The organism is Paenarthrobacter sp. NPDC058040, assembly GCF_042885775.1.
Taxonomy (GTDB): domain Bacteria; phylum Actinomycetota; class Actinomycetes; order Actinomycetales; family Micrococcaceae; genus Arthrobacter.
Genome location: NZ_JBHVRN010000006.1, coordinates 85423 through 107624 on the forward strand (window position 1 = coordinate 85423; position 22202 = coordinate 107624).

The window sequence follows — 22202 nt, forward strand, 5'->3', positions numbered from 1 at the left end:
GGTCTTTGGTTGGTCGCTGGGTATGTGGCCTTTTGCTTCCTTGTCCAGGTTGCGACCGCCGTGACCATGCCGAGGCGGTGCGGCGGCAGGCCGCCGTCGTTCTTCAACCCCGCTGCAGGCGTTGGGTTGTTGGCTGGTCGGCAGGACTGGATTATTGGTGCTTCCCGCAATTGCACCTTAGACATGGCGGCAGTCTGGTGGATTATGGGAGTCGTCCTCACGTTGCTTGCGGCGCTCGCAGCCGGGTCGGCGCTGGCGTGGAGAACCTGGAAACAGTCCGGCGCGTGGCTACGTCAGGACATCCTGGGCAGGGATGGCGTCGCTGGCCGGGCAGAGATACTTCGGGACTTCGGAGCCAGAGCGGTTCGCAAGCGTGGGCAATACACTCGCCCGGGCCTCAGCAAGCCGAGCATTCACGATGTTTCGTGGACACTTGGGCGCTCCCGCGGGGTGACTATCCATGTTTCCACCGAAGAGTCGATGGTCATTCAGGGGGCCCCTAGGTCGGGCAAGGGCCTGTATGTAGTCATCAACGCAATCCTGGATGCGCCCGGTGCTGTTGTCACCACATCAACTCGAGCCGACAATCTGGTGGTCACCATGCGAGCGCGGATGTCCGATGGGCGGCCAGTGACAGTCTTTGACCCACAGGGCATGTCGGGTCTGCCATCGACTCTGCGCTGGTCGCCGGTACGTGGTTGTAGTGACCCGGACATCGCAACCCGACGGGCACTCGTCATCACCGCAGATACAGAGATGAAGGGTGAGAATGCCGCGTGGCAAAAGCGCTCGCTGATCGTGCTGCAATGTCTCCTCCATGCCGCTGCGCTGTCAGGGGAGGGCATCGCATCATTCCGCAGATGGTCCTCCAGTCCAGTGTTGGCCAGGGAGGCACTGGATATTCTGGGGCGCCCTGGTGCGGCATTGGGGTGGCAGGCAGATCTGATGGGGATCTTGGAAGACGACCCCCGGAACACTTCCAACTCTTGGATTGGTGTCTCAGCCGCAGTGGCTCCACTCTCATCTCCGAGGGTATTGGCGGCGCTGAACCCACAGGACGAAGCTCAAGAGTTTGATCCCAAGAGGTTCATCAGGCAACGGGGGACGCTCTACCTTATTGGTACACGCTCTGGAGCGGCGGCCGCTGGCCCCTACCTGTCCGCTCTGATCGACGACATCGACAACGCCGCGCGAGAGCTGGCCTTTGTCGCACCTGGAGGCCGACTCGATCCACCGCTTTCCCTGATCCTTGACGAGATAGCGAATCTCTCACCGTGGCCTGGTCTGCCCGTAGTGCTTTCTGATGGTGGTGGTATTGGCATCTCTACGCTCGTGGTTCTGCAATCGCTCTCGCAGGCGCGGAGCGGATGGTCGATCGAAGAGGCTGCCACCATCTGGGACTCGGCGATCATCAAGGTGATCTTCGGTGGCGGCTCGGATGAGCGTGATCTGCGCTCGCTGGCGGGACTGCTGGGGGAGCGGAGCCTCATCCTCAACACCAGGTCCTGGTCGTCTCAGGGCCGTCAGGACGGCGAGCAGATCAGGGAGAGTCCGGTGATCCGCCTAGATGAGATCCGGCGGCTTCCTGTTGGTACGGCTCTCATGCTCGGCCGACGAACTCGTCCCATCCTCTTGGACCTACGTGACTGGCATAGACGCAAGGACGCCGCTGAACTGGGGAGGTCGAAGCTGGAGACGGAGCGGGAGCTGGCTGCTGGCCACCTGAGCCGGCAGGAAGCGAACAGCGAGGCTGATTCATGAGCACCCAGGCGGACGATTCTGACTTCGAGGTGGGGCGCGTATCTGACTTGGATGATGAACTCACGGCGGAACTGTTCCGTTCCTCGTTCCAGCCGTCGCCGCGCAGCGTGGGTGTGACCCATCGTTGGCGGGACATGTCATCGGCGCAGGCGGAAGTGGTGTGGCAGAGCCTCTTTGACTGGGTGCGCTGGTTCGTTGCCACTTATCAGCTGACGACGTCGGTGGTGCCGGATTGTTGGTGGCGACACTCGGAGATCGTGGCCGAGCTGTATGCGCTTCAGCGGGCCGAAGCAGCATCTTTTACGTCAGACGATTCGGGATTCGGGCCGCTCGCATTCCACGAAAGGCTGCCACACGGCGTGGAGCGTCTCCGAACCCACACGCGGACCGCAGGGTGCGTCGGGCTGCAGTGCCACAAGGAACCGGTCGTGAGGATTGTGTCGGCCGAACCGGCCTTCGAGGACTGGAAGCTGGGTACCCATCAGACCCGCAGCTGATTTTGTCATGCCGTTGCTCCGGTCGCTCGACATAAATAGGTGATCCCTTCTTGGGGCCGTCTAGAAGCACGAAGGATGGCTGTCGTGGCCTCTGCATCTGAACTGAATGCTGACGCAAGCGGGGCTGAAGAAGGCGCCCCGCCGCCGTCAAACGTTCGCCTTTCGCCCGAGGAACGCATAGCCGACCTGACGAGGGGACTTCACACAGCACTTGAGGAAGCCATCGATTCGCCCATGCGCTGGCAAGTCCTGCTCGACGCCTCCGCAACCCTGTGGCGTTATTCCGGGGGCAACGTCGCCCTGCTGATGATGCAAATGGCACAGCGCGGTACCCAGGAGCCGACGCTTGTGGCCGGCTACAAAGAGTGGGCCCGGCATGGGCGAACGGTTCTGCGGGGAGAGCACGCGCTCTGGGTCATCGCGCCGCGAACGGCCTCGATGCAGGAACTGATTTTGCCTGACGGGCAGCGCAAGCTCCTGCCAGCGAATCAGGCTGCACCCGATGATGCCATCAGCAGAGGCAAGAAGAACGTGATCACTGGCTGGCGCGGGCAGGCCGTTTTTGATGTCACTCAGACGGAGGGCACGCCGCTGCTGGTGCCTCGCGCGGATGCTCAAGGTGGGGCGGATGTGGGTGACCTGTGGAGTTCCCTGCGGGAGGTTGCGAAGGAACACAGCTTCCGGGTTGAGGTGTCGGGATTTCAACAGGGCTACACCAGTGGCTATACCGACTTTGATGCTCGTCGAATCCAAGTTGGTGCCTGGATGAACGACGAGGAGCGGGTAGCGGTTCTTGCCCACGAACTCGGCCACGTCCTTTTGCACGGACCGAACGACCGCCTTGGGCGACTGTATGGCAGCAGCGCGAACCATCGAGGCCTGGCGGAAGTGGAAGCTGAATCGGTTGCCTATACCGTCCTGCGGGCCCACGGAATCGACCGTGGAGCGCAGTCAGCATCCTATCTGGCTGGCTGGGCCGACGCAGTGATCCGTGCGGAGAAGGACTTGAAGCATGACTCCTCAGAAAGCTGGGTGCCGACGTCGCGCGTCGACATCGCAAAGTCAGTGCTGGGGCGGGTGACTGCGGCAACGAAAGGGATCCTGGCTGTCTCGGATCCTCCTGGATTCGGAGGGAAGTTCGCTGCCGTCAGTGCTGACCGGACTCTCATGGCCAATCCGACATATGCCGGCGTCCCTGGCCCGAACGCGTCGTTGAACGGTCCTGAGATTGCTGGTCCCTGAACGCGCAGATGTCCGTCGGGAGAAGCCCGTCGACTAAGGAAGGTAACCATTATGAATACGAAGATCCCGATCACTATCACGGGGAACCTAGTCGCAGATCCCGAACTGATCATCGGGGAGTCCGGAACTCCGCACGCAAAGCTCCGCGTTGCTGTGAACCAGCGGATTCCAAACCCGGACGGTACCTGGCGAGATGGCGAGCCGGTCTTTCACAACGTGTCTGCGTTCCGGATGCTCGCGGAGAACGCTTCTACTTCCCTGAAGAAGGGTGACCCTGTAACGGTGTCGGGTGAGCTTGAATTCCGTGCTTACGACAAGGACGGGGAACGGCGTGAAGCCCGGCGAATCATTGCTGACACCATTGGACCGGACCTTCGCTTTGGCACGGCCACGTATCAACGTTCTGCGCGGGCAGCTGCCGAGCCCGAAGCGACTCTGGGGGCTGCTGGGCCAGAAGCCACGACGGCGACTGGCTGGCCCGCGTACAACGTGACCACGAAGGGGCCGGTTGTGGTGTCCCCTTTAGGCGGAGCTCGGGTGAATGACATGACGATTTGATCCGTCTTCGCCGCTTCAGGCCCACGCCCCTCCATGGAGGCGTGGGCTCTTCCCTGTGCTCAGGATCCGCATTCGAATATATGTTCTAGTCTTGTTGATATGAGACCAAAGCAAGACTCCACCGCTTTCGCCCGCATGATGGCCCAGATAGACGCCGACAACAGCCACCCCAGACCTGACGACGGGAAGATCATCGAGCTGGAACTTGGTAGTCAGCCGCTGGTTCGCGTGGGGGAGATCTATGGTCGGGCCATCAAATACACGAGGACCTTTGGGCTGGTCGAGTGGGTGGACGACCGGCGGGTGTATCACGTTGAGTGGTTCCCGGCTGGGCAGGTCAAGCGCGTTGACCAGGACTCTTGGAGGGGGCGGCCGCTATAGGAACAAGACGATGCGTAATCGCGCAGCATTTAGGTCGACGATGTTAGGTTGGCGCAAACCGAAGAAGGGACTCAAGCTGATTTGGCTAGTATGGCCTCATGACGTCGCCCCGCCAGTTGAGTTTCCAAGAAAAGCAGTTCCGAATAGCGGCCGATGCGGCGCTTCGCTTTCCCCCGCCTTATCTGGAATACGCCCTAGATGAAAAAGGTTTCTACTTCCAGTGGCAGAAGTTTCAACTCGTATTTGGTCTGTCCGATCCTGCCCAGTTCCAGCCCTTGGATGTGGAATTGGAATCCAATGACAAGGACGCTGTTCTGCGCTACTTGGGTGTCTGTCGCGAGCTGGCCACCTATAGCCTCCTGAATCACAAAGGTGGCATCACTTTCGAATCTGGACCCGGCGGAGACCGTATCACAGCGGACAGTCCGCCCAAGGAGGCGCTACGTGGATTTGTCGTGTTGTTCCGTCAGATTCATTCCGAGGGGAATGAAAATGCAAACTACAAGGCCGTGCGCAGCATACTGGGTAAGGCAGCGGCCAATGCTGATGACGACCAACGAGATGCCCGTTTGGACATAATGAAGCAGTGGCATCGGACCCGCGCCGCCTTGCTTGAACGCTCGCTGTCTGACCGTGGGCAAGCCAAGATCATGGAAGCCTTGGGCGCTCCCAAAGAACTTGCGGTCCGCTCGAGGCACACGCCGCTGGAACTCATCGCACTTTTTAACTATGGCGAATACATCCACTGGGGCGAAAGACGAAACGACCACGCGGCACTCTTCCAGGATGAGCGAGGAGCGGCAATCGCCGAATTTGAGTTTCACGATACCTTAGTTGGAATGTCGCACTTCTACTTTGGATATGCGAAGTTGCTGGAATCAGCTTTCGGCCTGAAGTAGTGGGTCCGTGGGAGCCACCTTGAGGCTGCATGTGCCACTCGCAAGTCAGAGAGGCGGGGCCCACCCCAAGACATGGCCGCCGCTGATGCGGTAGGTCTCCGGCCACGGAGCTCCTGGCCGCACCTGGGCGGGATCCGGCCGGATCAGCAGAACAGAACCAGGCCAGATGGGCTCGGCGAGCGCTTCGATCCACGCCGGCTGGATGTAGTCGAAACGATTCCACCGAATCGTGATCCACGATCCAGTCGGCTGCACTGCGTCAACGCTCAGCACGGTGACCTCGCTTGTAGTCCCGCTAGCCTTCTTTAGGCTTTCAAGGCGTTTCCATTGAGCTGCTGTTTCGGTCTGCCACTGCCGCTTGCTTTGGAGACGTTTAGCCCAGAAGACCAGGACCACTACACAGGGAGTCGTGAGAGCGACCAGCAACCAGGCCGTGCCGGAAAGCGTGAAGCTCAGCACCGTTAGGATCGCGGCAAGCACAAGCGCGACTGCGCTCGCAACAATCAGAGCGGGCGTTGCTACTCTCGGCGTGAGGACTGGGTTGATCTGCATGAGTGCTCCAGCTTCCAGTCTAAAGCTGCCATCCAGCACCTGTCAGGCTTATTCGGGAGTCGACATCATACGAGTTGTGGACAACTTCTGGCTCCGGACGTGGTGTGGCGGCCTGACTAACTGCTCGCCGCAGCTTGTCCCACTGTGAGCGCTGTTCCCATTCCCAGTCCGCGGGAGCCGGACCGAGGGGTAGAGTCGCGCTACCCACACCCCAGCGATCTCGATACACGGCCACATCGCGAATCAACGCGGTCCTCTCGAACGGATCTGCACCCGCCCTGACGTCTTTGAGCAATTCTGTGGCCCACTCAGGCTCATCAAGTAGCGCTGCCTTAGCGACGCGCTCCGCACGGTTCCCAATCCGACGTCGTACTTGGTCCAGCAACGCTGCCAAATCTGGCCGGTCTACCGTCAACCGCTCAGTCAATGGAGCAAAAGGCGACTGGGGCATCGCCGAACAGAACCTGCATAGTCGGGTGTGGACTACTGCGGCTAGGTCTCGTGCCTTGGCATCGGAGCTCATAGCCTCGTTCAAGGTTCGTAGAGCTCCTGCACGGCTTAGGTTGTTGGCTCGGCGCCAGGCAGCAACGGCGGCGCCCCAAGCTGGAGATTCGCGCATCTCCTCAGAGTGGCCGGGCGTTAGACCTTCGATAGCCTTGGCCAGCTCCACTCCCGCAGCGATTTGAGCCAGGTAATCGTACTCGCGGTTCAGGCGCTCAAGGCAGTCGGCGTGCTGCTGTTCGAAGTCCCGCACCTCGTGGGCGGTTCGTTCCGCACCTTCAGCGGCTAGGACCTCGCCGAGGATCACCCGCCAACCCGAATGGGCGCTTGGGTCCAGGATCTCGTCCTCGTCAGGGTCGTTCTCGCTCACATAGGCCGTATTCGAGTGCCGACCCCGTGTCATGCTGACATAGAGCAGCTCGCGCGTGAGGCGGCCGGGGGTAACGACGGTGTGGCCGGTGTCTACTGTGAGGCCTTGACTGCGATGGGCTGTGGTGGCGTAGCCCAGCTGCAGGGACGACTCAACATACGTGCTCGGCATGGCTACGCCGGCTCCACTATCTCTACGTACCGCCCGCAGACCGCGGTGGAATCTATCGACTCCCGTGACCTCGAGGAGCGTCCCATTGCGAAGGAACTCACCTCGATCATCGCGAATGGATCTGTCATTTCGACGGGCAATGACGATGTCGCCACGACCGGCCCGAAGCCCGTCCCGAAGGATCGCGGTGAGTTCCGCGTCCACAGCACCCAGACTGACCCGGTCGGCCTGGGCGCGTTCATTGAGCATCTGGACGGTCTCGTTATCAGGAGCTATCAAAACCGAGACGCAGCCAGCTGAGACATCCGAGTGCCACGCGGAGTAGGCGCGGTCGACCATGTCCGAGTAGTGGCCGTGTCTGAGGCGATCGTGATCCTCATACTCGGTGAGCACAGACGGACGTCCATCACGCAGTCCCAGGGAGGCTGAGCGTTCCCACGGATCCTTGAAGCGCCAGATCGTACTCAACCGGGCTGCCTTTCCCTGCCGATCAAGCCAACCAAGCACGCCGCCGGCATCGATGGAATCGAGCTGGGCTGGATCCCCAACCAAGAGGATCTTGGCTCCCGCCTCCTTCGCCTGGCGCACCAAGGCTGCGAGCTGGAATGTTGAGACCATGGAGGCTTCATCGATAATCACGAGCTGGTTGGGGCGAAACTGCCACTGGAACTGCTCGGCGGCCAGCCGAGCGACTTCTTGTTGAAGCCGGTTAGCGAATTGGCCGTGTGGAGCGGCTGCCCCGCGGAGTCGATCGTCCGCTTGAAAGAATCGCTCTGCCCGCTCGGCTGCACCAGAACCAGCCGATTCATGCAGCCACTTGGCAACGTTCTCAGTAACCATCCGCAGCTCCGAGCCAAGAACCTCGGCGCTCGCAGCAGCCGGCGCCAGCCCAACTACGCTGCCCACTCCGTGCGCTGCCTCCCACGCTGCTTTCACCGCGCCGAGCGTCGTCGTCTTGCCGGTTCCTGCGGGACCGACGATGGCGTCGAGCCTGCTGGAGCTCATCAGGACATTCGACGCTGCCGTCAGTTGGTCATCGTGCAGTGGTGACCCCTGACCATTTCTGTAGGCCGTAAGCGCCGCGAAGGTGATTTCAACAGGCAAGGCCAGACCGCCGTCGTCGTTCTTCGCTGCCAGGATTTCGTCCTCGAAGCCGAGCGTCGACTCATCCGTGTAGAGGCGCGACCCGTGGAAGTCGAAGACGCTGCGCCCGGCAAATCGCAGATCATCCGCCGCTTCCGCGGGGACGCCGTACCTATACTCGTTGAGCGGCACAGACTGACGCTCCGCCGCGGTGGCCACGGCATCGATCAGCGCGTTGCGGTCGGCTGGGGAAGCGCAGCGGATCTCAGCGCACACGCGCTCACCTTCGGCGATCAAGTTCCAGCGATTCCAGGTTGACCGTTTTGCGGCCACCCGCTGTCGGGTGAAAAGCCCGACGGCGGCAATCCAGTCCGGGGCAAAGTCGCCAACGCGGAAGGGACGTGAGCGGGTGCGCCGAATGGTGGAAGCTACGACGGATTCGGGATCAAAACCCTTGGCCATTGCTCTGTCGCGCCACTGTGCGGAGAGGATCCGTAACGGTGACGGCGATGCATCCTTGAGAGAGCGAGTCGAAAGGGTGGCTTGTTGGCGGAATTTAATGGTGGTTGTTGCTGTCGGGGGAGTTCCGTGTTCGCTTGTCCACTGTTGGATCAGGCGATCGGTCTCGATGTCGATGAGCCTTGAGCGGTTAGAGAATTCGCGGATAAGGGCTTCAGAGACGCCAGTGAGTTGCTGGCTGGGGTTATGGGTGTTTTGTGCTGGGGCTCGAATGTCGGTTTCTGTTCCGAGGGTCGTCTCCAGGGCATCGAAGAGGAGCCCGTTGTAGTGTTCGCTGGCGGCGACGACGGCTTTGTACAGGGATCTGGAGTCCAAGGTGACCCAAGCGCCGTCCGTTATGCGCTGGACTCTGTTCGCGATGACCAGGTGGGTGTGGAGCTGAGGGTCGCCGGCACGGGATTCCCAATGGTCGAATGCTGCTGCGATCACTCCTCTAGTGCCGACGTGCGCCACCCCGTTTCGACCGGATCGCGTGTTGATGACTTGCTCTTCCATCCAGGCCAGCGTTGCTTCGATGGCTTCGTGGTGTGTCTGCAGCATCTGGTCTTGGAGGAGTCGAGGGCTGAGGGCCCACAGCGCTGAGACGGATTTCGGGACACTAAACGTGAGGTCGAAGCCGGCGACGGCGTGCCTCCCCGATGTGGGTTCGGGAGCCTTTTGGTCGACTGCGGGCTGGCCGTGTGACCGCCCCAGTGGGACCTGAGTGTCCGGATGGGTTGCGTCTTGGAAGACCGAACGTGCGCCTGATTCGGTGACTGTGTCCCCTGATGTGCGGGCGATGCCGCGGAGGCCGTTGCCCAGCCAGCGGCCTTGGGGCGTTCCCGTTTTGACGTAGTAGCTGATTGTGTTCGGGGGAGTGGGGTAGACGTCGTCCAGCATCGTGGACTTGAACAGGTACTTGAGCCCCGAGCGGACGGAGAGCCTGGCGATGGACATGGTCATGGCCGTGGTGCTCCCGCACGATTCTTCGTGGGCAGCCAGCCTCGCCGACGGATGATGTCGAGTGTCACTGGATCGAGGGCGATGCCTTTGGTGCGCGAAACTTGAAGTAAAACGGCTGCTAAACGGGCGAGATCCTGAACGTTTGTTCTCTGAGCACGTTTCAGCCGCAGGACCTCGTTGTGGAGAAGGCCGTTTCTGGTTTCCAGTTCGTCGTAGATGGCATGTAAACGCTCGAGCTCGGAGGACTGCGATCGCAGCTCGGTCAAGAGCCTCTCCGCGCGATGGTCGCTGTCTTTAGGCTCGATATGTGCTCGCTGTCCGGAGCTCTGCTTGTTCATACCAGTTCATGCGGTCTGCAGGCTCATTCATCATGATTCCTTGGTCCGAGGGCCTTGGATGCCAGAGGTGTGAACGAACGACTTGACGCACGCGTTGCTGTCTAAGCTCATCAGGGGTGGTCGGCGCATCTGATGTCGGGATGCAGACGTTCTGGTCTTCGAAAGCGCCCGGGATTGGAGACATCTTTGACACTTGGGAGGGGTTTCAGCTTTCGTTGAACGGGCGAAAACCTGGTTCGTCGAATAGGGGAGTGCCCCGTTCCATTGGGGACGTCCGCCATTCAGGGATGCTGCGCTCGCCTAACGGGCTTATGACGGACTGTGGCGGCCAGGCACCCCTAGGCTTGCGGCAAACATGCCAGGGATAATCAACTCCTGCAGATGATCCTAAACACGGATCGGCGCGGGACCATGACTCACAGACCATAGAGGTTTACAGTTTTCGCCCACCAGTCAGGGGACGGCATCGAATCCGGGAATCCTGCGCCAAGGTGCCTTCAAGCACGACCGTGTGTGCAAGGGTCAAACACAACGGTCGCTGATGCCGTCGGAGGGGTACCTTCCAAAACGGGGTCCATCACGCACTTGTCTTCGTCATGCGATTCTCCTTGACGTGTGTATCAGTTCTTCGGCTTCGATTGAGGCACTTGCCGGCGGGCAGCCGTCGGCCTCGACTTGGATGTCGATCTTCCCGGGACTGTGCGGGCGAATGATGGCCAGTGCTCGGCCGTCGAAGGTGGTGCACGTCGCCGCATCGAAGCGCTCCTGCGTCGAAGGTCGCCCGGTTCCTAGGCCGGCAAGGCTTCCGGCTCCCGTGACGGTAACGGTGATCGCGCGGTCGGCGTTGTTGACGACTGTCCCGTGGCGATCCCGGAGCGAGATCTCGACGTAGGCGAGGTCGGTGTCGTCGGCACGGACCGTGTCCTTGTCGGCTCGCACGTCGATCGCGACGGGACCATCGGCAGTTACCACGGTGGTCCGATTCTGCTCGACGCCGTCATGGTAGGCGATCGCGGTCAGCTCGCCGGCCCGGTAGTGAGTGTCGAACCGTGCGATGAAGGCCTTTTCCGCACCGACGCGATGCCGGGCGATGACCTCATCATTGATAATGAGTTCCACCTCATCGCAGGAACTGTAGACGTCGACGACGACAGGTGAACCGGCCGGGACGGCCCATGTCCAGCTCGACACGGAGTCTGACCACGCCCAGCCGGAAGATGCGGTGGAGCGTCCATAGTTCTGCGGCCGGTGGACAGCGATGTATGGTGCGGCGGCGAGACCGAACACCGTCTCGCGGTAGTACGACATCGGACGGCGATGCCCGGTGATGTCGATGTCGCCCGCGAATGCCACGAGATAGGGGTAGGCGGCGCTCAGGCCACTGTTCTTGTAGCCAGGCTCATCCGTGTAGTCCACGCGGCCGATGCCGCTCTCGCCCAGATAGTCCCACCCGACCCAGGTGAAGTCGCCGATGACGTGGTCGTGCTTGGTCACCAGCCGCCATAAATCGTCGATGTGACCGGGATTGGTCTCAGAGCCTACGAGCACTCGTTGGGGGAAGAGCTCAGCATCTTGCTCGTACCGCTGATCGCCGTAGTTGAGCCCGACGACGTCCACTTGCGCTGCAGCTTCTTCGATCGCGCCGGTGACGAGGTCCGAAACTACGAGCTGGGCGAGTCCGTCGCCCATACTGCCCATCGCGGTGTTGACGTCCTGCTGCTGCCCGGCGGCCGACATCATCGCTGCGATGGTGTCGAAGACCGAGACAGTCGGGTTGATGGCGTTGGTCACGAATCGAGTCGTGTCGAGGATTCGCAGCTTCTCGACGAGTTTCCGTCCCCAGGTGCTTCCGATCGAGCTTCCGGTCTCGAAGATTTCGTTGCCGATCGAATAGCAGATCACGCTCGGGTGGTTGAAGTCCTTGCGCACCATCGCCTCGATGTCGCGTTCCCACCACTCCGGGAATGAAAGTGAGCTGTCGAACCCTGTCTTGGCGACGGTCCAAACATCCGTGAGCTCGTCCATCACGAGGACGCCCAAGCGGTCACACGCATCGAGCATGGCTTTGCTCGTGGGGTTATGTGAACTGCGGATCGCGTTGAATCCGGATGCCTTCAGGATCTCGATGCGCCGCTCCTCCGCGCGAGCGATGGCGGCCGAACCGAGAGGTCCGTTGTCGTGGTGGACGCACGCGCCGCGGAGCTTCACCTGCTCGCCGTTGATGCGGAGTCCGCCGACCGCGTCAACGCGCACCTCGCGGATGCCGAAGACTGTCCGGTCCTCATCAAGTTGGACGTCGCCGTCGCGAACTGCGGAGTGGTTTGCGTAAAGGTTGGGCAGCTCCGTGCTCCACAGCCGGGCTTCGTCGACGTTCAATCTGAAGCGCGCCACACCGGAGGTGTTCGGCAACAGGGTGATGGGTGAAGATCCGGCAGCGACCACTGCCCCGTCGGCATCCGTCACGGTGGTTTCAACCCGGACTGTGCGAGTGGCGCGAGTTTCGTTCGTCACCAGCACGGCGACGGCTAGTACAGCGCGAAGGCCTTCCACGTACTCGGTGCTGACCTGTACACCGTCGAGCGGAATATGAATGGGGTCGCTCACGGCGAGATGGGTGTCACGGTAGATGCCCGCGCCGGTGTACCAGCGTGAGTCCTGGTGGGATCGACATTCCACAGCGATCGTGTTCGGTTGCCCGAAGCGTAGATAGGGATTCGCGTCGACGACGAACCCGGCGTAGCCGTTGGGGCGCTGCGCCGCGAGGTCCCCGTTGATGTAGACCATCGCGTCGCGATAGACACCTTCGAACTCAACGGCGACGACCTTTTCGCGGTGCTCCGCGGGTACATCGAAGACTTTCTCGTACCGGAAGTAGCCGCCGGGGAAGTAGCCTGTGTGCGAACCACCTGGGTGATCCGGGGAGCGTTGGAGGTCACGGACCGCGTCGTGTGGCAGCGTGACCGGCAGCGGCGTCACCGGCAGCGCATCGGCGCCTCCGGTGAAACTGTCGAACGGCGTCTTCTTCGGCGCGACAGTCCAGTTGTCATTGAAGGATCGGCGAATCATTGGTGTGCTTTCTGATCGTCCATCCATGTGACAAGCGCATGCGTGCCGTCTGTGAAGTGGCGGGTTTTGGGTTTGTTGAGGAATCCATGGGTCGTGTTGGGAAGGATCTGCGTGGTCGTCTCGATGCCTGCGTCAATGAGCTCCTGGGCGAGCGCATCGCCGGAGGCTCGGAGACTGTCCCGGTCAGCGTTCATGACGAGAGTCTGCGGCAATCCCCGCAGATCGCCTCCCCCGGGAAAGACGGCGTGATCGTCGAGGCTTTCCGGGGAACCGCCGTAGTTCATGTTCATCCGTTCCAGTGATTCCTTACCCAGGAAGATACCCATCGCGCGGTCGCTCATTCGAATCCTCGAGCGAAGCTCCCGGGTCACCGTTACCGGTCGCCCATGGAATGTGCCGTAGATGAGAGCGAGTCCGCTCGGCGGGGGCCCGTCCCCGTCCCGCAGCCTGGTCGCGGCGGACAGGCTGAGCCCCGCGCCGGCGCTTGTTCCTCCTAGGAGAGGAGAACGTGTACTTGGCTGAGTGGAGGCGAGGTCCTTGTACGCGTCGAGGACATCGAACAACGGTTCGGGGTACCTGTTGGCGGACGGCTTCGGACGGAAGGTGCCGCGGAAGTTGATCATGGGTACGAGACGATAGTCGACGGCACGCACGTGCCGGCCGCTGTGCGCAATCGCACGGGCGACCGCGTCGGACTCCGGCATATCGAGTCCGCCTCCCATGAATCCCCCGCCGTGCACCCATACGAGCGGGACTGTATGTCGTACTTCGTCCGGCGCATAGTCCCGTATGGGGATAACATGGCCGGTGCGTCCTGCTACGGTCGAGTCGGTCACATGGATGCCATCGACGCTCACCGAGACCTCGCATCGGAGTATAGGGGCCGGGCTGCGTTGAAGTCAGCCGGACTGTGAGCATCACAGATCAGCTGCCAATTCCCTCTTCGCCGAGACCAGGTCTTGGAGCTGGGGTCGCGTTCGCGTGTGGGACTGAGGTCGAGCGCTACCTCGACAGTGGTCTCCGCGCCTGGGGTTAGGCGCACGCGGCGGAATCCGATCAGTTGCGGAACGCGGCTGGCGCCTGACGTCTCGACAGCATAGACCTGCACGACGGTAGACCCGGCGCGGGCGCCCGTGTTGTGCACCCGAACGGTGGCGACGCCACCGGCGTCGGACGCGTGATGCTCGATGAGTTCCATCTCGAACGTCGTGTACCCGAGCCCATAGCCGAAGGGGTATGCCGCTCTGTTGCCGTCGCGATCCAGTTTGCGCTGACCCCACCAGGCGTCGTAGGTGATTTCACTGGCTGAGGCGTCGAAGAACGGCAGGTGTGCGACGTCCTTGGGAATAGCTAGCGGCAGCCGGCCTCCCGGCTCTTGGGCGCCGGTAAGCACATCCGCGATGGCGCGTCCGCCCTCCATGCCGGGATACCAAGCCATGAGGATCGCGGGGACTTCGTGGCGCCAGTTCTCCATAATGATCGCGCTGCCACCGATGATGACGGGAATCGTGCGGGGGTTCGTCTCGACGACAGCTTTAATGAGCTGTTCGTCCTGCTCGTGCAGCGTGAGTGTTGTGCGGTCGCCCCCCTTGCCGAACTGGCTTATTAGTCGGGCGATCTTCTTGAGTAGCCAACCGACCACGGTGGTGTTCATCGGCCATCCGAAGATCGGCACATCGCTGGGTTCTTCATTCTCCACCCGCTCACCCTCGTCGTCGAAGCTCATACCGGCGACGACGATTGCCAGGTCAGCTGACGCGGCCGCCTTGCGGGCAGCTGCGAGGTCGGTTCCGTCGACGTGGGTGATCACTACACTGGGAAGCGCCTCGCGCAATCCGTCGAGCGCGGATGAGGATGACGGCGGGTGGACTAGTGACGACCCGTGGTCGCCCATGTTGGCCTCGACTGCGAGGGTTCCGATCACAACCAACCGGCGAATCGAGGGGTCCAACGGCAGCAGTGCTGCACCTTCGACGGGCTCGTTCTTCAGAAGCACCGTTCCCCGCGCTCCGGCTCTGCGTGCGAGGGCGCGGTGTGCGGGGCTCGCGAGTACTGACCTCGGCGGTGTGCTCTGATCGCGCGCGGCGGCGTGCCGCACAAGGGTCGACAGGATGCGGCGCACCGGCAGCAGGATGGACTCCCTGCTTAAGCTTCCGTCGATGATTGCTTTCGGCAGGTCACGTGCTCTGTGCATACGCATCGGCATCTCTATATCGAGCCCAGCATGGAGACTACGAACCGCGTCGTGGATGCCGGATGCCCAATCACTTGTGATGAAACCGTCGAATCCCCATTCGTCCCGGAGAATGTCGGTCAGCAGCACCTTGTTATCGCCGGCCCACTCGCCGTTCACGGAGTTGTACGAGCTCATCACGGACTCGGCGCCCGCGTCGATGACGGTCTTAAAGTGCGGAAGGTAGATCTCGTGCAGGGCGTGCTCGTCAACGGTGACGTCGATTTTGAACCGTGCGTTCTCCATGGAGTTCAAGGCGAAGTGTTTTACGCAGGCGATCACGTTGCGTTGGAGTCCCCGCGTAAGAGCGGCGCCCATCTGACCGAGAAGCACTGGGTCGTCCCCATAGGATTCCTGCGCCCGTCCCCACGCTGGGTGGCGTATAAGGTTGATGCACACCGCCCCCGAGTAGTTCGCGCCCTGTGCGCGACCCTCCAGTCCCATGGCAAGACCGATGGCTTCTTCCAGCTCCGGATCCCAGGACGCACCACGTGAGATCGTGACGGGAAACGCCGTGGACGCACCCGCCACGACCCCGCGTGGCCCGTCGACGAATTGCACGCCGGGGATACCTAGCCGTGGAATCGCACCAGCGGCGATAGGACCGGCCTTGATCTTGGCCGGAAGCGTGATGATGGCACGTAGCGGCACGTCACCATCCAGCATCCACAGCAGTTCTTTGTCGGTCATCTGCGTGATGAGCCGCTCTGCGACGTCCGCAGGTGTCAGTGCTCCCGCGCGAACGGCGCGTACCCCGTCGTCAAAGCTGAAATGCGTCTTCTTCTTGGGAACCATGGATCGTCTCTCGTCTGCGCGCCGGCGACCCACGCAAACGTGGGCCGCTCTTGGTTAGTGGGGATCAGTTGTGGGCAAGTGCGACACGGGTCTCGAGTACCGTCTCGGTGTCGAACTCGCTGTGCTTGTCGCGCGTTCGGAAAGTGAACCATGCGATCGACACCCCGAGGAGCGCCACGATCGACATGGAGATCAGTAGAACGTCGACCCCGAGCGCCACCATCGACGGGACAACGATTGCGTAACCAGCGACAGCAAACCGACCCACGGACAAGATCACGCCAACAGCGGTGTTGCGAAGTAGCACCGGGAACGAACGGGCGGCCCAGAATTTCATGATGCCTTCGCTGGCCAGCGCCGAACCGATCGCGGAAGGCAAGAAAAAGATCAAATAGGTGACCATAGAAAACCCGAACACCACCGGGATGAAGGGAGTGACAACCAGGAGAACGGCGCCGACTCTGAACAGTGGAAAACGGAATTTGGCGTTGCTGAGTTGGAAGAATGACAACGTGATCGCGATGATCGCGATCGGTATCGCGAACAAACCTGTCAGCGACGCGTCGGCGATGGACACTCCCGCGACGTTGACCAGAAGGTAGGTGCTGTATTGGGCGATCGGAACGGCGGAAGCCATGACCAGCGCATAGAAGGCCAGCAGCCCGAAGAACGGCACACGGTATGGCGGACGGAGAAGATCCTTGACGGACGATCGGTCCGCTCGGACGGTATCGATGCCCCGACGCCGTTCCTCCTTCGCCAACAGCCAACTGGCGGACTCGGGGATCGTGAGGCGGAGGATGAGCACAATGAGAGTGATAGCGCCAAGCTGGCCGAGCAGGATCTGCGCACCGACGAGGCCCATGTTCCCGACGATTCCACCGACGATCGCGGCGCTGATCCCACCGAGGGCGACGAAGATGCCGCCGAATGCGATGAAGAGACCTCGCTGCTTGTCGGTGCGAGCCGCTTCCGTCATCGTCGTGAGCGCGACTGGAATGTCCGCGCCGGTTCCGAGTCCCATCAGTAGCGCCCCCACGACCAACACGGGGAATGCGTTCGAGAACATCAGTACCGCCACCCCGGCGATGATGACAATCATGGTTCCTGTAAACACCCGGCGACGGCCAAGTGTGTCACCGAGGCGCCCCCCGACGATGGCCCCGAGTGCGATACCGAAGCCGAACAATCCGGTGAGGAGTCCAACCTGTTCAGGCAGCAGACCGATCGCCTTCTGGTAGATCACGAGAACTACGGCGAACGCGCCGGCGATACCGGTGTCGATGTAACCGGCCATACCGCAGATGACCGCCACCCACCAAGGGTTGGGTTGCTTGCGGACGGCGACCGCCGATGCAGTGAGTGGAACCTGATCAGTCATCTTTGACTCCTTTGTCGTTTCTGTCGTGTGGGGTAGAGCGGAGGAATGACTTGTGGGTGCCCTATCACGAGAGCGGATGGCTTCCGCGTCGAGTGGCATCGCTTGCGCCGGTGCGGGCGGTCCCGTTGACATTCGATTTGGAATAGATTTCCCGAAAGGGAATTAAATTCCTTTTCGGGAAATGTACGCTATGGTGTGATGAATGTCAACTCATCACCGTGGAAGTTAGGGAGTGGTCGTCGTGACCAAGGATCAGAAGCAGCCCCGACGGCGACCGGGCAACAGCGCGGGAATCACACGAGCGCGAATCGTCGCTTCGGCACGCACTATCGGGCCAGATGCCCTGACCATGCAGGCGGTGGCCGATGATCTTGGAGTCGACCGCAAGGCGATTACATATCACGTCAGTGATCGTGATGAGCTGCTAACGCTGCTGGCCGTGGATTCATTTCAGGCGCGCTTCAAGAGCACCGTAATCCCGGAGGGTGCAGCTTGGGATCACGCTCTTCTGGCCTACGGTGTGGCGGTCGCTAAGAGCATCATCGCTTCCGGCTCGCTGGCCTTGTACTTCCGTCTTTCCGGTGAGCCCGACGTCGAATCGGTCCGTCCGGCCGAGGCACTTCTGGAATCTCTCATCCGTGGCGGTTTCACGGAGGATTCTGCGGCCCGCGCGATCTCGATGGTCACAAATCTTGCGATGGGCTTCGCCCAGGATGTTCACCTTAACGGAGAACCCGGTGGACACCCCCAGTCGCCCGAACTGCACCGCCTCCTCGATGAGTCCAGAAATGACGAGTTCACCATCCTGCGCAACCTCGACAACTCCGGTTTCGCCCCATATGACGATACGCAGCTCGACTTCGTGCTCAGGACCACTGTGGCCGGTCTCGCGGCTCAGCTCGCTGGCCCTGCGGCGTCGACCACCCTTCCGCGGATGACCGCTCCTGCATAAATTTTCCGAACTGCCTCAAAGACTAAAAGCCAGCCGCGAATGACCCGGGCATGGACCCCAACCCACCTCGATCGCCATCGACTTTCAGCACGTTTGTCCAACGGATTCTGACAGGCCCGGGTCGCCGACCGCGCCATGGTGCTGCCCGGCGTCAAACACCTGGGGCCAACCGGCGAATCTCGACGGAAGCCTCCTTCAGGCCTGAGCTGCGGAAGGAGGGCCCCGCCGCAAGTCATCCGGCAAATAGTGCGTGCTGGCTGAGTGCGCGATCCACAGCGAACCGGCAGCCGTCGTTGAACGGCGGATCGAAGAACGAGAGAACCCGGGTGACGATGGTGATTGACCCCATGGGTCGCGTCCTTCGATGTTGCAGCGGTGAGGTGTCAGGCAGCCGATGCGGCGCGTTCGCGCTTGGCGGCCTCGTGCAGCTTGCGGGCGTGCTCTATGAGCTTGACACCATCAGGACCCCACATGAGGCGCATCCAGTAGCGCTGCGCGAAGCCTTGCTGGAAGATCCAGACCAGTGGCAGTGCCATCTTCCGGGCACGGCGGGCAGCGCGACTCTGTTTGGGCGTCAGCCCCATGGACTGGTGCACCTGGTCTGGAAAGCATCCGGTGACGGCTTTGCCAAACAGGCCGAACAGCACGCCCATCGGCATCAACACGCGCACCTGCGAGCGGTGGAAGTTCTTCTTGAAATTGCGCATGAGGAACGCTTGGTAGTCCTCCCCGTTCTCGACCATCGTGTGCATGCTTGAGCTGTGTCGGAAGAGATCGGCATACTTTTCATGCAGTGCATCCAGCTGGGACTGTGACGTGGGTGGCTCGTCCGCATGTGGGAATAGACGCACATAGGCTGCGAACTCTGCGATGTACGCGTCCCGCTGGGCAGGCGTCACCGAGTGAGGGCGTTTGCCGTCGCGGAATGCCAACCCTTCGTAGAGCCAGAGCATCGACTCCATTTCGGTGAGCGCCGCCCACATGGCGTCGCGGGGGCCGTTGGCCGCGTATCCGCCCAGTTCGGGTTCGCCCACATCGATGATGTCACTGACGACCTTGCCGTGGATGGCGATCAGGTGCTTCGCCACTCGCTCGGCACTGGCCGTGTCAGCGAGCCACATGGGGGCGTGAATGCCGGAGTTGCGCTGGGCGCGGTCGAACGCGTCCATGATTGTCAGGGTACCCTGCAGACCCTTGCGGGTCATCGGATCTTTGTCGCGGACGCCCGCATCGACGGGTTTGTACGTGGTCTGCACCTGCCCCTGTGCGACGGTCTCCAGGAAGATCGTCACTGGATGCAGGATGATATCCCAGGCCAGCGATCCCGGCCCGAATAGACCGTAGTCGACAGCCCCGTCCGCACGACGGCTCTCGCCCGCAGGTGTGGGAACGCCGAAACGTCGCCAGCGCTGCTCGGAGCCGAACAGCCGTTCTTTCGTGACCACCACGTCGGCAGCCTTTTTATCTTGGATGACAGTCATTGCAGGATTTTCCTCTGTTGGCAGGTGAAGGTTACGCGGCTCAAGAGCCGATGAGCATTTTCGCTTTCTTCGCCGTGAACGGCGGATAGGCGAATCGGGTCAGGTCTGGACCGGGAAGTTTGCGGAGTATGGCGCGTTCGTGGCTGAACGTTCGGACGCTGTGTTGGCCGTGGTAGGCGCCCATGCCACTGCCGCCCACGCCGCCGAACGGCAACGTGGACACGCCCAGGTGCACCATGACGCCGCCGAACATCAGCCCGCCCGACGACGTGCGAGCTCCAATTTTCTCCCGCGCCTCGCGGCTGTTCGTGAACGCGTAGAGAGCTAGAGGCTTGTCATTTGACCGGATTACAGCGATTGCCTCGTCCAGCCCGGCAACTGTGACGATTGGCAGGATGGGGCCAAAGATCTCCTGTTGCATCACCGGCGAGTCAAGGGTCACATCGGTGAGTACCGTGGGGTCGACATAGCGCTGCGAGACGTCGACATTGCCCCCGGCGACAACTGTGCCCGAGTCGATCAACTTTGCAAGACGTTGCGTGTGGCGGGCGTTGATGATCCTCCCAAAGTCCGGCGACGTGCTGGGGTCGATGCCATACATGGCCGTGATACGGGCCGCGATTGCCTCAGCGAGTTTGGGCGCGACATCGGCCGTCGTCAGCACGTAGTCCGGGGCGACGCAAGTCTGCCCCGCGTTGGAGAATTTACCCCACGCGATCGACGCCGCTGCCGACTCGATGTTCGCGGTGTTGTCGACCCACACGGGCGACTTGCCACCGAGTTCCAGAGTCACCGGCGTCAGCGTCTTCGCCGCAGCCTGCATGACCAGTGATCCGACTGCGCCGTTCCCCGTATAGAAGATGTGATCGAAGCGCTCGGCCAAGAGCTCCGTGGTCTCGGCGACGCCGCCTTCGACGACTTGGAAGGCCTCCGGATCGAGGTACTGCGGCACGAGCCGAGCGACGAGCTCCGAGCAGTGCGAAGCCAGTTCGCTCGGCTTCAGCACGACCGAGTTTCCCGCTGCGAGGGCCCCGATGAACGGCATGAACAGCAGGTGAAGCGGGTAGTTCCAAGGCCCGATGATCAGTACCGTTCCGAGTGGTTCCCTATGGATTGTGGCGCGACTGGGTCCGATGCGAGTGAGTGAGCCGCCCACCGGTCGGTCGCGGGTCCAGCGCCGCAGGTTCTTGATCGCGGATTTCGTTTCGGCGACGATCGCTCCCACCTCGCTGAGGTGAGCCTCCACCGGCGCCTTGCCGAGATCGGCGGCCACCGCGGCCCGAATCTCGTCCGCAGACTCCGACAGCATCCGCATCAGCGCCTGTAGCTGCACGCGACGCCATGACACCGATTGCGTCCGGCCTGAGTCGAATGCGCGCCGTGCTGTCGCCACGGTGCGCGCGATGGCCGTCGGGTCTGTGCGCGGGATCTCGGAAGCGGCGGTTGCGGACGTGGACATCGCCGAACTCCTTTGTCAGTCGGGTATTCCCCATGGGGAATAAGATTGTTGATAGAGTAGCGCTCGAGAAGTCGGGGCGTCAAGCGTGGCCTTGTGAATCGCGGGGAGGTCCCAATGGAGTCAGTAGGTTCGGCGCGGAGCGATGCAGCGCGCGGGCGAAGACAGGGCGAGCGTGCGGGGCTCGATGTGGATCGGATCGTCGACGCGGCGAGTGCACTGGACCCCTCGGAAATAACCATGCGCCGCGTCGCGGCACGTTTGGGAGTTGACCACAAGGCACTAAATCACCATGTGGCCGATCGTGAGACGCTGATGGGGTTGCTTGCTTGGCGCGCCTTCGCCGCACATTTCGATGCCGACGCGCCCGCATCTGCCGATTGGAAGTCCGCATGCGCGGACTACGCAGAAGCCGTCGTCGATGCCGCGGTTGCCGTAGGGCCACTGATTGATCATCTGAGTCTTCGCGGGGCGCCGCTGACAGGCTTCGTTCTGCGGACCGAGCACTTCGTCGGCACTTTGGTCGCCGCCGGCTTCACCGACGAGCAGGCACTCCGTGCCACCGTCATCCTCACCAACCTGTGCATTGCTCATGCAAGGGACATGGTCATGGCACGGACCCTCGCAACTCATCCCCGCAGCGATGTCGTCCGCGCAGCCTTCGCTCAATCCGCCAACTCCTCTCCGGAGCACGAGTTCCCAAACCTCACGAGAATCCTGGACGCGCAGATCGACACCTACGCCCATGAGCAGTTCATCTTCGCCTTGGCCGTGATCGTGAATGGACTCGCGTCGATCGCCGCCGCTCCGAACTGAAGCCCTTCATTAACGGGGGTGCGAAGTCTTAGTGCCGATTCGCGACGACCATCAGGTGCGATTTCAGTTGATTTCATCGTGTTCTCCGCCCTGGCCGTCGCTCACGCGCTCGGCTTTAGGGGCGGGGCGATCAAAGAGCTCTGTTTGCGCGCTGCCGCTCGACACAGTGGCGACCGCCACACCGAGAACATCACTTCAGTTGTGCCGC

Annotated in this window: 17 protein-coding genes; 8 read left to right on the top strand and 9 right to left on the bottom strand. The window is 61.7% G+C overall.

Going from position 1 to position 22202, the window contains the following annotated elements:
* The first annotated feature begins 450 nt into the window (after positions 1-450).
* The 6 genes from ACFVSJ_RS09715 (at position 451) to ACFVSJ_RS09740 (ending at position 5338) form a co-directional block, all read left to right on the top strand.
* Entirely contained in the window at positions 451-1761 is a 1311-nt protein-coding gene (locus tag ACFVSJ_RS09715) for a type IV secretory system conjugative DNA transfer family protein (RefSeq protein WP_387436317.1), read from the top strand.
* Positions 1758-2258, top strand: a complete 501-nt coding sequence (locus ACFVSJ_RS09720) for a hypothetical protein (protein WP_387436319.1) — start codon at positions 1758-1760, stop codon at positions 2256-2258. The genes ACFVSJ_RS09715 and ACFVSJ_RS09720 overlap by 4 nt, the downstream gene beginning before the upstream one ends.
* An 84-nt stretch (positions 2259-2342) precedes the next feature.
* A complete protein-coding gene (locus ACFVSJ_RS09725; RefSeq protein ID WP_387436321.1) occupies positions 2343-3500 on the top strand; it encodes an ArdC-like ssDNA-binding domain-containing protein in 1158 nt (385 codons plus the stop codon).
* Between the two features lie 51 nt (positions 3501-3551).
* On the top strand, positions 3552-4058 hold the full coding sequence (locus ACFVSJ_RS09730; protein WP_387436323.1) for a single-stranded DNA-binding protein: 507 nt from the start codon (positions 3552-3554) through the stop codon (positions 4056-4058).
* 99 nt (positions 4059-4157) lie between these two features.
* Positions 4158-4439: a hypothetical protein gene (locus tag ACFVSJ_RS09735; protein WP_387436325.1), complete on the top strand. Its 282-nt coding sequence runs from the start codon at positions 4158-4160 to the stop codon at positions 4437-4439.
* A gap of 98 nt (positions 4440-4537) precedes the next feature.
* Positions 4538-5338, top strand: coding sequence for a hypothetical protein (locus ACFVSJ_RS09740; protein ID WP_387436327.1), 801 nt, complete (start codon positions 4538-4540; stop codon positions 5336-5338).
* Positions 5339-5383: 45 nt separating this feature from the next.
* Here the strand turns inward: ACFVSJ_RS09740 and ACFVSJ_RS09745 are convergent, their stop codons facing one another.
* The 7 genes from ACFVSJ_RS09745 to ACFVSJ_RS09775 form a co-directional block, all read right to left on the bottom strand.
* On the bottom strand, positions 5384-5890 hold the full coding sequence (locus ACFVSJ_RS09745; protein WP_387436329.1) for a hypothetical protein: 507 nt from the start codon (positions 5888-5890) through the stop codon (positions 5384-5386).
* A 19-nt stretch (positions 5891-5909) separates the two neighbouring features.
* Positions 5910-9476, bottom strand: coding sequence for a MobF family relaxase (mobF, locus tag ACFVSJ_RS09750; RefSeq protein ID WP_387436331.1), 3567 nt, complete (start codon positions 9474-9476; stop codon positions 5910-5912).
* Positions 9473-9814, bottom strand: coding sequence for a hypothetical protein (locus ACFVSJ_RS09755; protein ID WP_387436333.1), 342 nt, complete (start codon positions 9812-9814; stop codon positions 9473-9475). Before ACFVSJ_RS09755 ends, mobF begins: the two co-directional genes overlap by 4 nt.
* A 594-nt stretch (positions 9815-10408) precedes the next feature.
* Positions 10409-12880, bottom strand: a complete 2472-nt coding sequence (locus tag ACFVSJ_RS09760; protein ID WP_387436335.1) for a glycoside hydrolase family 2 TIM barrel-domain containing protein — start codon at positions 12878-12880, stop codon at positions 10409-10411.
* Complete coding sequence (locus tag ACFVSJ_RS09765; RefSeq protein ID WP_387436337.1) at positions 12877-13737, bottom strand: alpha/beta hydrolase fold domain-containing protein; 861 nt, start codon at positions 13735-13737, stop codon at positions 12877-12879. Before ACFVSJ_RS09765 ends, ACFVSJ_RS09760 begins: the two co-directional genes overlap by 4 nt.
* A complete protein-coding gene (locus ACFVSJ_RS09770) occupies positions 13734-15908 on the bottom strand; it encodes a glycoside hydrolase family 3 C-terminal domain-containing protein (protein WP_387436339.1) in 2175 nt (724 codons plus the stop codon). The genes ACFVSJ_RS09765 and ACFVSJ_RS09770 overlap by 4 nt, the downstream gene beginning before the upstream one ends.
* Before the next feature lie 64 nt (positions 15909-15972).
* Positions 15973-17289: an MFS transporter gene (locus ACFVSJ_RS09775; protein ID WP_387436341.1), complete on the bottom strand. Its 1317-nt coding sequence runs from the start codon at positions 17287-17289 to the stop codon at positions 15973-15975.
* A gap of 241 nt (positions 17290-17530) precedes the next feature.
* On the opposite strand from ACFVSJ_RS09775, the gene ACFVSJ_RS09780 reads away from it, so the two are divergent.
* Positions 17531-18241 (top strand): TetR/AcrR family transcriptional regulator, encoded by a 711-nt coding sequence (locus ACFVSJ_RS09780; RefSeq protein ID WP_387436343.1) that lies wholly within the window; start codon positions 17531-17533, stop codon positions 18239-18241.
* Between the two features lie 383 nt (positions 18242-18624).
* Here the strand turns inward: ACFVSJ_RS09780 and ACFVSJ_RS09785 are convergent, their stop codons facing one another.
* Both ACFVSJ_RS09785 and ACFVSJ_RS09790 read right to left on the bottom strand, forming a co-directional pair.
* On the bottom strand, positions 18625-19722 hold the full coding sequence (locus tag ACFVSJ_RS09785; RefSeq protein WP_387436345.1) for an oxygenase MpaB family protein: 1098 nt from the start codon (positions 19720-19722) through the stop codon (positions 18625-18627).
* A gap of 40 nt (positions 19723-19762) precedes the next feature.
* Positions 19763-21181, bottom strand: a complete 1419-nt coding sequence (locus ACFVSJ_RS09790) for an aldehyde dehydrogenase family protein (RefSeq protein ID WP_387436347.1) — start codon at positions 21179-21181, stop codon at positions 19763-19765.
* 114 nt (positions 21182-21295) lie between these two features.
* On the opposite strand from ACFVSJ_RS09790, the gene ACFVSJ_RS09795 reads away from it, so the two are divergent.
* Positions 21296-21994, top strand: a complete 699-nt coding sequence (locus tag ACFVSJ_RS09795; protein ID WP_387436349.1) for a TetR/AcrR family transcriptional regulator C-terminal domain-containing protein — start codon at positions 21296-21298, stop codon at positions 21992-21994.
* The last annotated feature ends 208 nt before the right edge of the window (positions 21995-22202 follow it).

Bases quoted from the DNA above. Each gene is read 5' to 3' on its own strand.
- ACFVSJ_RS09735 (WP_387436325.1), top strand. From the start codon at position 4,158: ATGAGACCAAAGCAAGACTCCACCGCTTTCGCCCGCATGATGGCCCAG.
- ACFVSJ_RS09775 (WP_387436341.1), bottom strand. From the start codon at position 17,289: ATGACTGATCAGGTTCCACTCACTGCATCGGCGGTCGCCGTCCGCAAG.
- ACFVSJ_RS09740 (WP_387436327.1), top strand. From the start codon at position 4,538: ATGACGTCGCCCCGCCAGTTGAGTTTCCAAGAAAAGCAGTTCCGAATA.
- ACFVSJ_RS09785 (WP_387436345.1), bottom strand. From the start codon at position 19,722: ATGACTGTCATCCAAGATAAAAAGGCTGCCGACGTGGTGGTCACGAAA.
- ACFVSJ_RS09770 (WP_387436339.1), bottom strand. From the start codon at position 15,908: ATGGTTCCCAAGAAGAAGACGCATTTCAGCTTTGACGACGGGGTACGC.
- ACFVSJ_RS09795 (WP_387436349.1), top strand. From the start codon at position 21,296: ATGGAGTCAGTAGGTTCGGCGCGGAGCGATGCAGCGCGCGGGCGAAGA.
- mobF (WP_387436331.1), bottom strand. From the start codon at position 9,476: ATGACCATGTCCATCGCCAGGCTCTCCGTCCGCTCGGGGCTCAAGTAC.
- ACFVSJ_RS09730 (WP_387436323.1), top strand. From the start codon at position 3,552: ATGAATACGAAGATCCCGATCACTATCACGGGGAACCTAGTCGCAGAT.
- ACFVSJ_RS09760 (WP_387436335.1), bottom strand. From the start codon at position 12,880: ATGATTCGCCGATCCTTCAATGACAACTGGACTGTCGCGCCGAAGAAG.
- ACFVSJ_RS09790 (WP_387436347.1), bottom strand. From the start codon at position 21,181: ATGTCCACGTCCGCAACCGCCGCTTCCGAGATCCCGCGCACAGACCCG.
- ACFVSJ_RS09745 (WP_387436329.1), bottom strand. From the start codon at position 5,890: ATGCAGATCAACCCAGTCCTCACGCCGAGAGTAGCAACGCCCGCTCTG.
- ACFVSJ_RS09755 (WP_387436333.1), bottom strand. From the start codon at position 9,814: ATGAACAAGCAGAGCTCCGGACAGCGAGCACATATCGAGCCTAAAGAC.
- ACFVSJ_RS09720 (WP_387436319.1), top strand. From the start codon at position 1,758: ATGAGCACCCAGGCGGACGATTCTGACTTCGAGGTGGGGCGCGTATCT.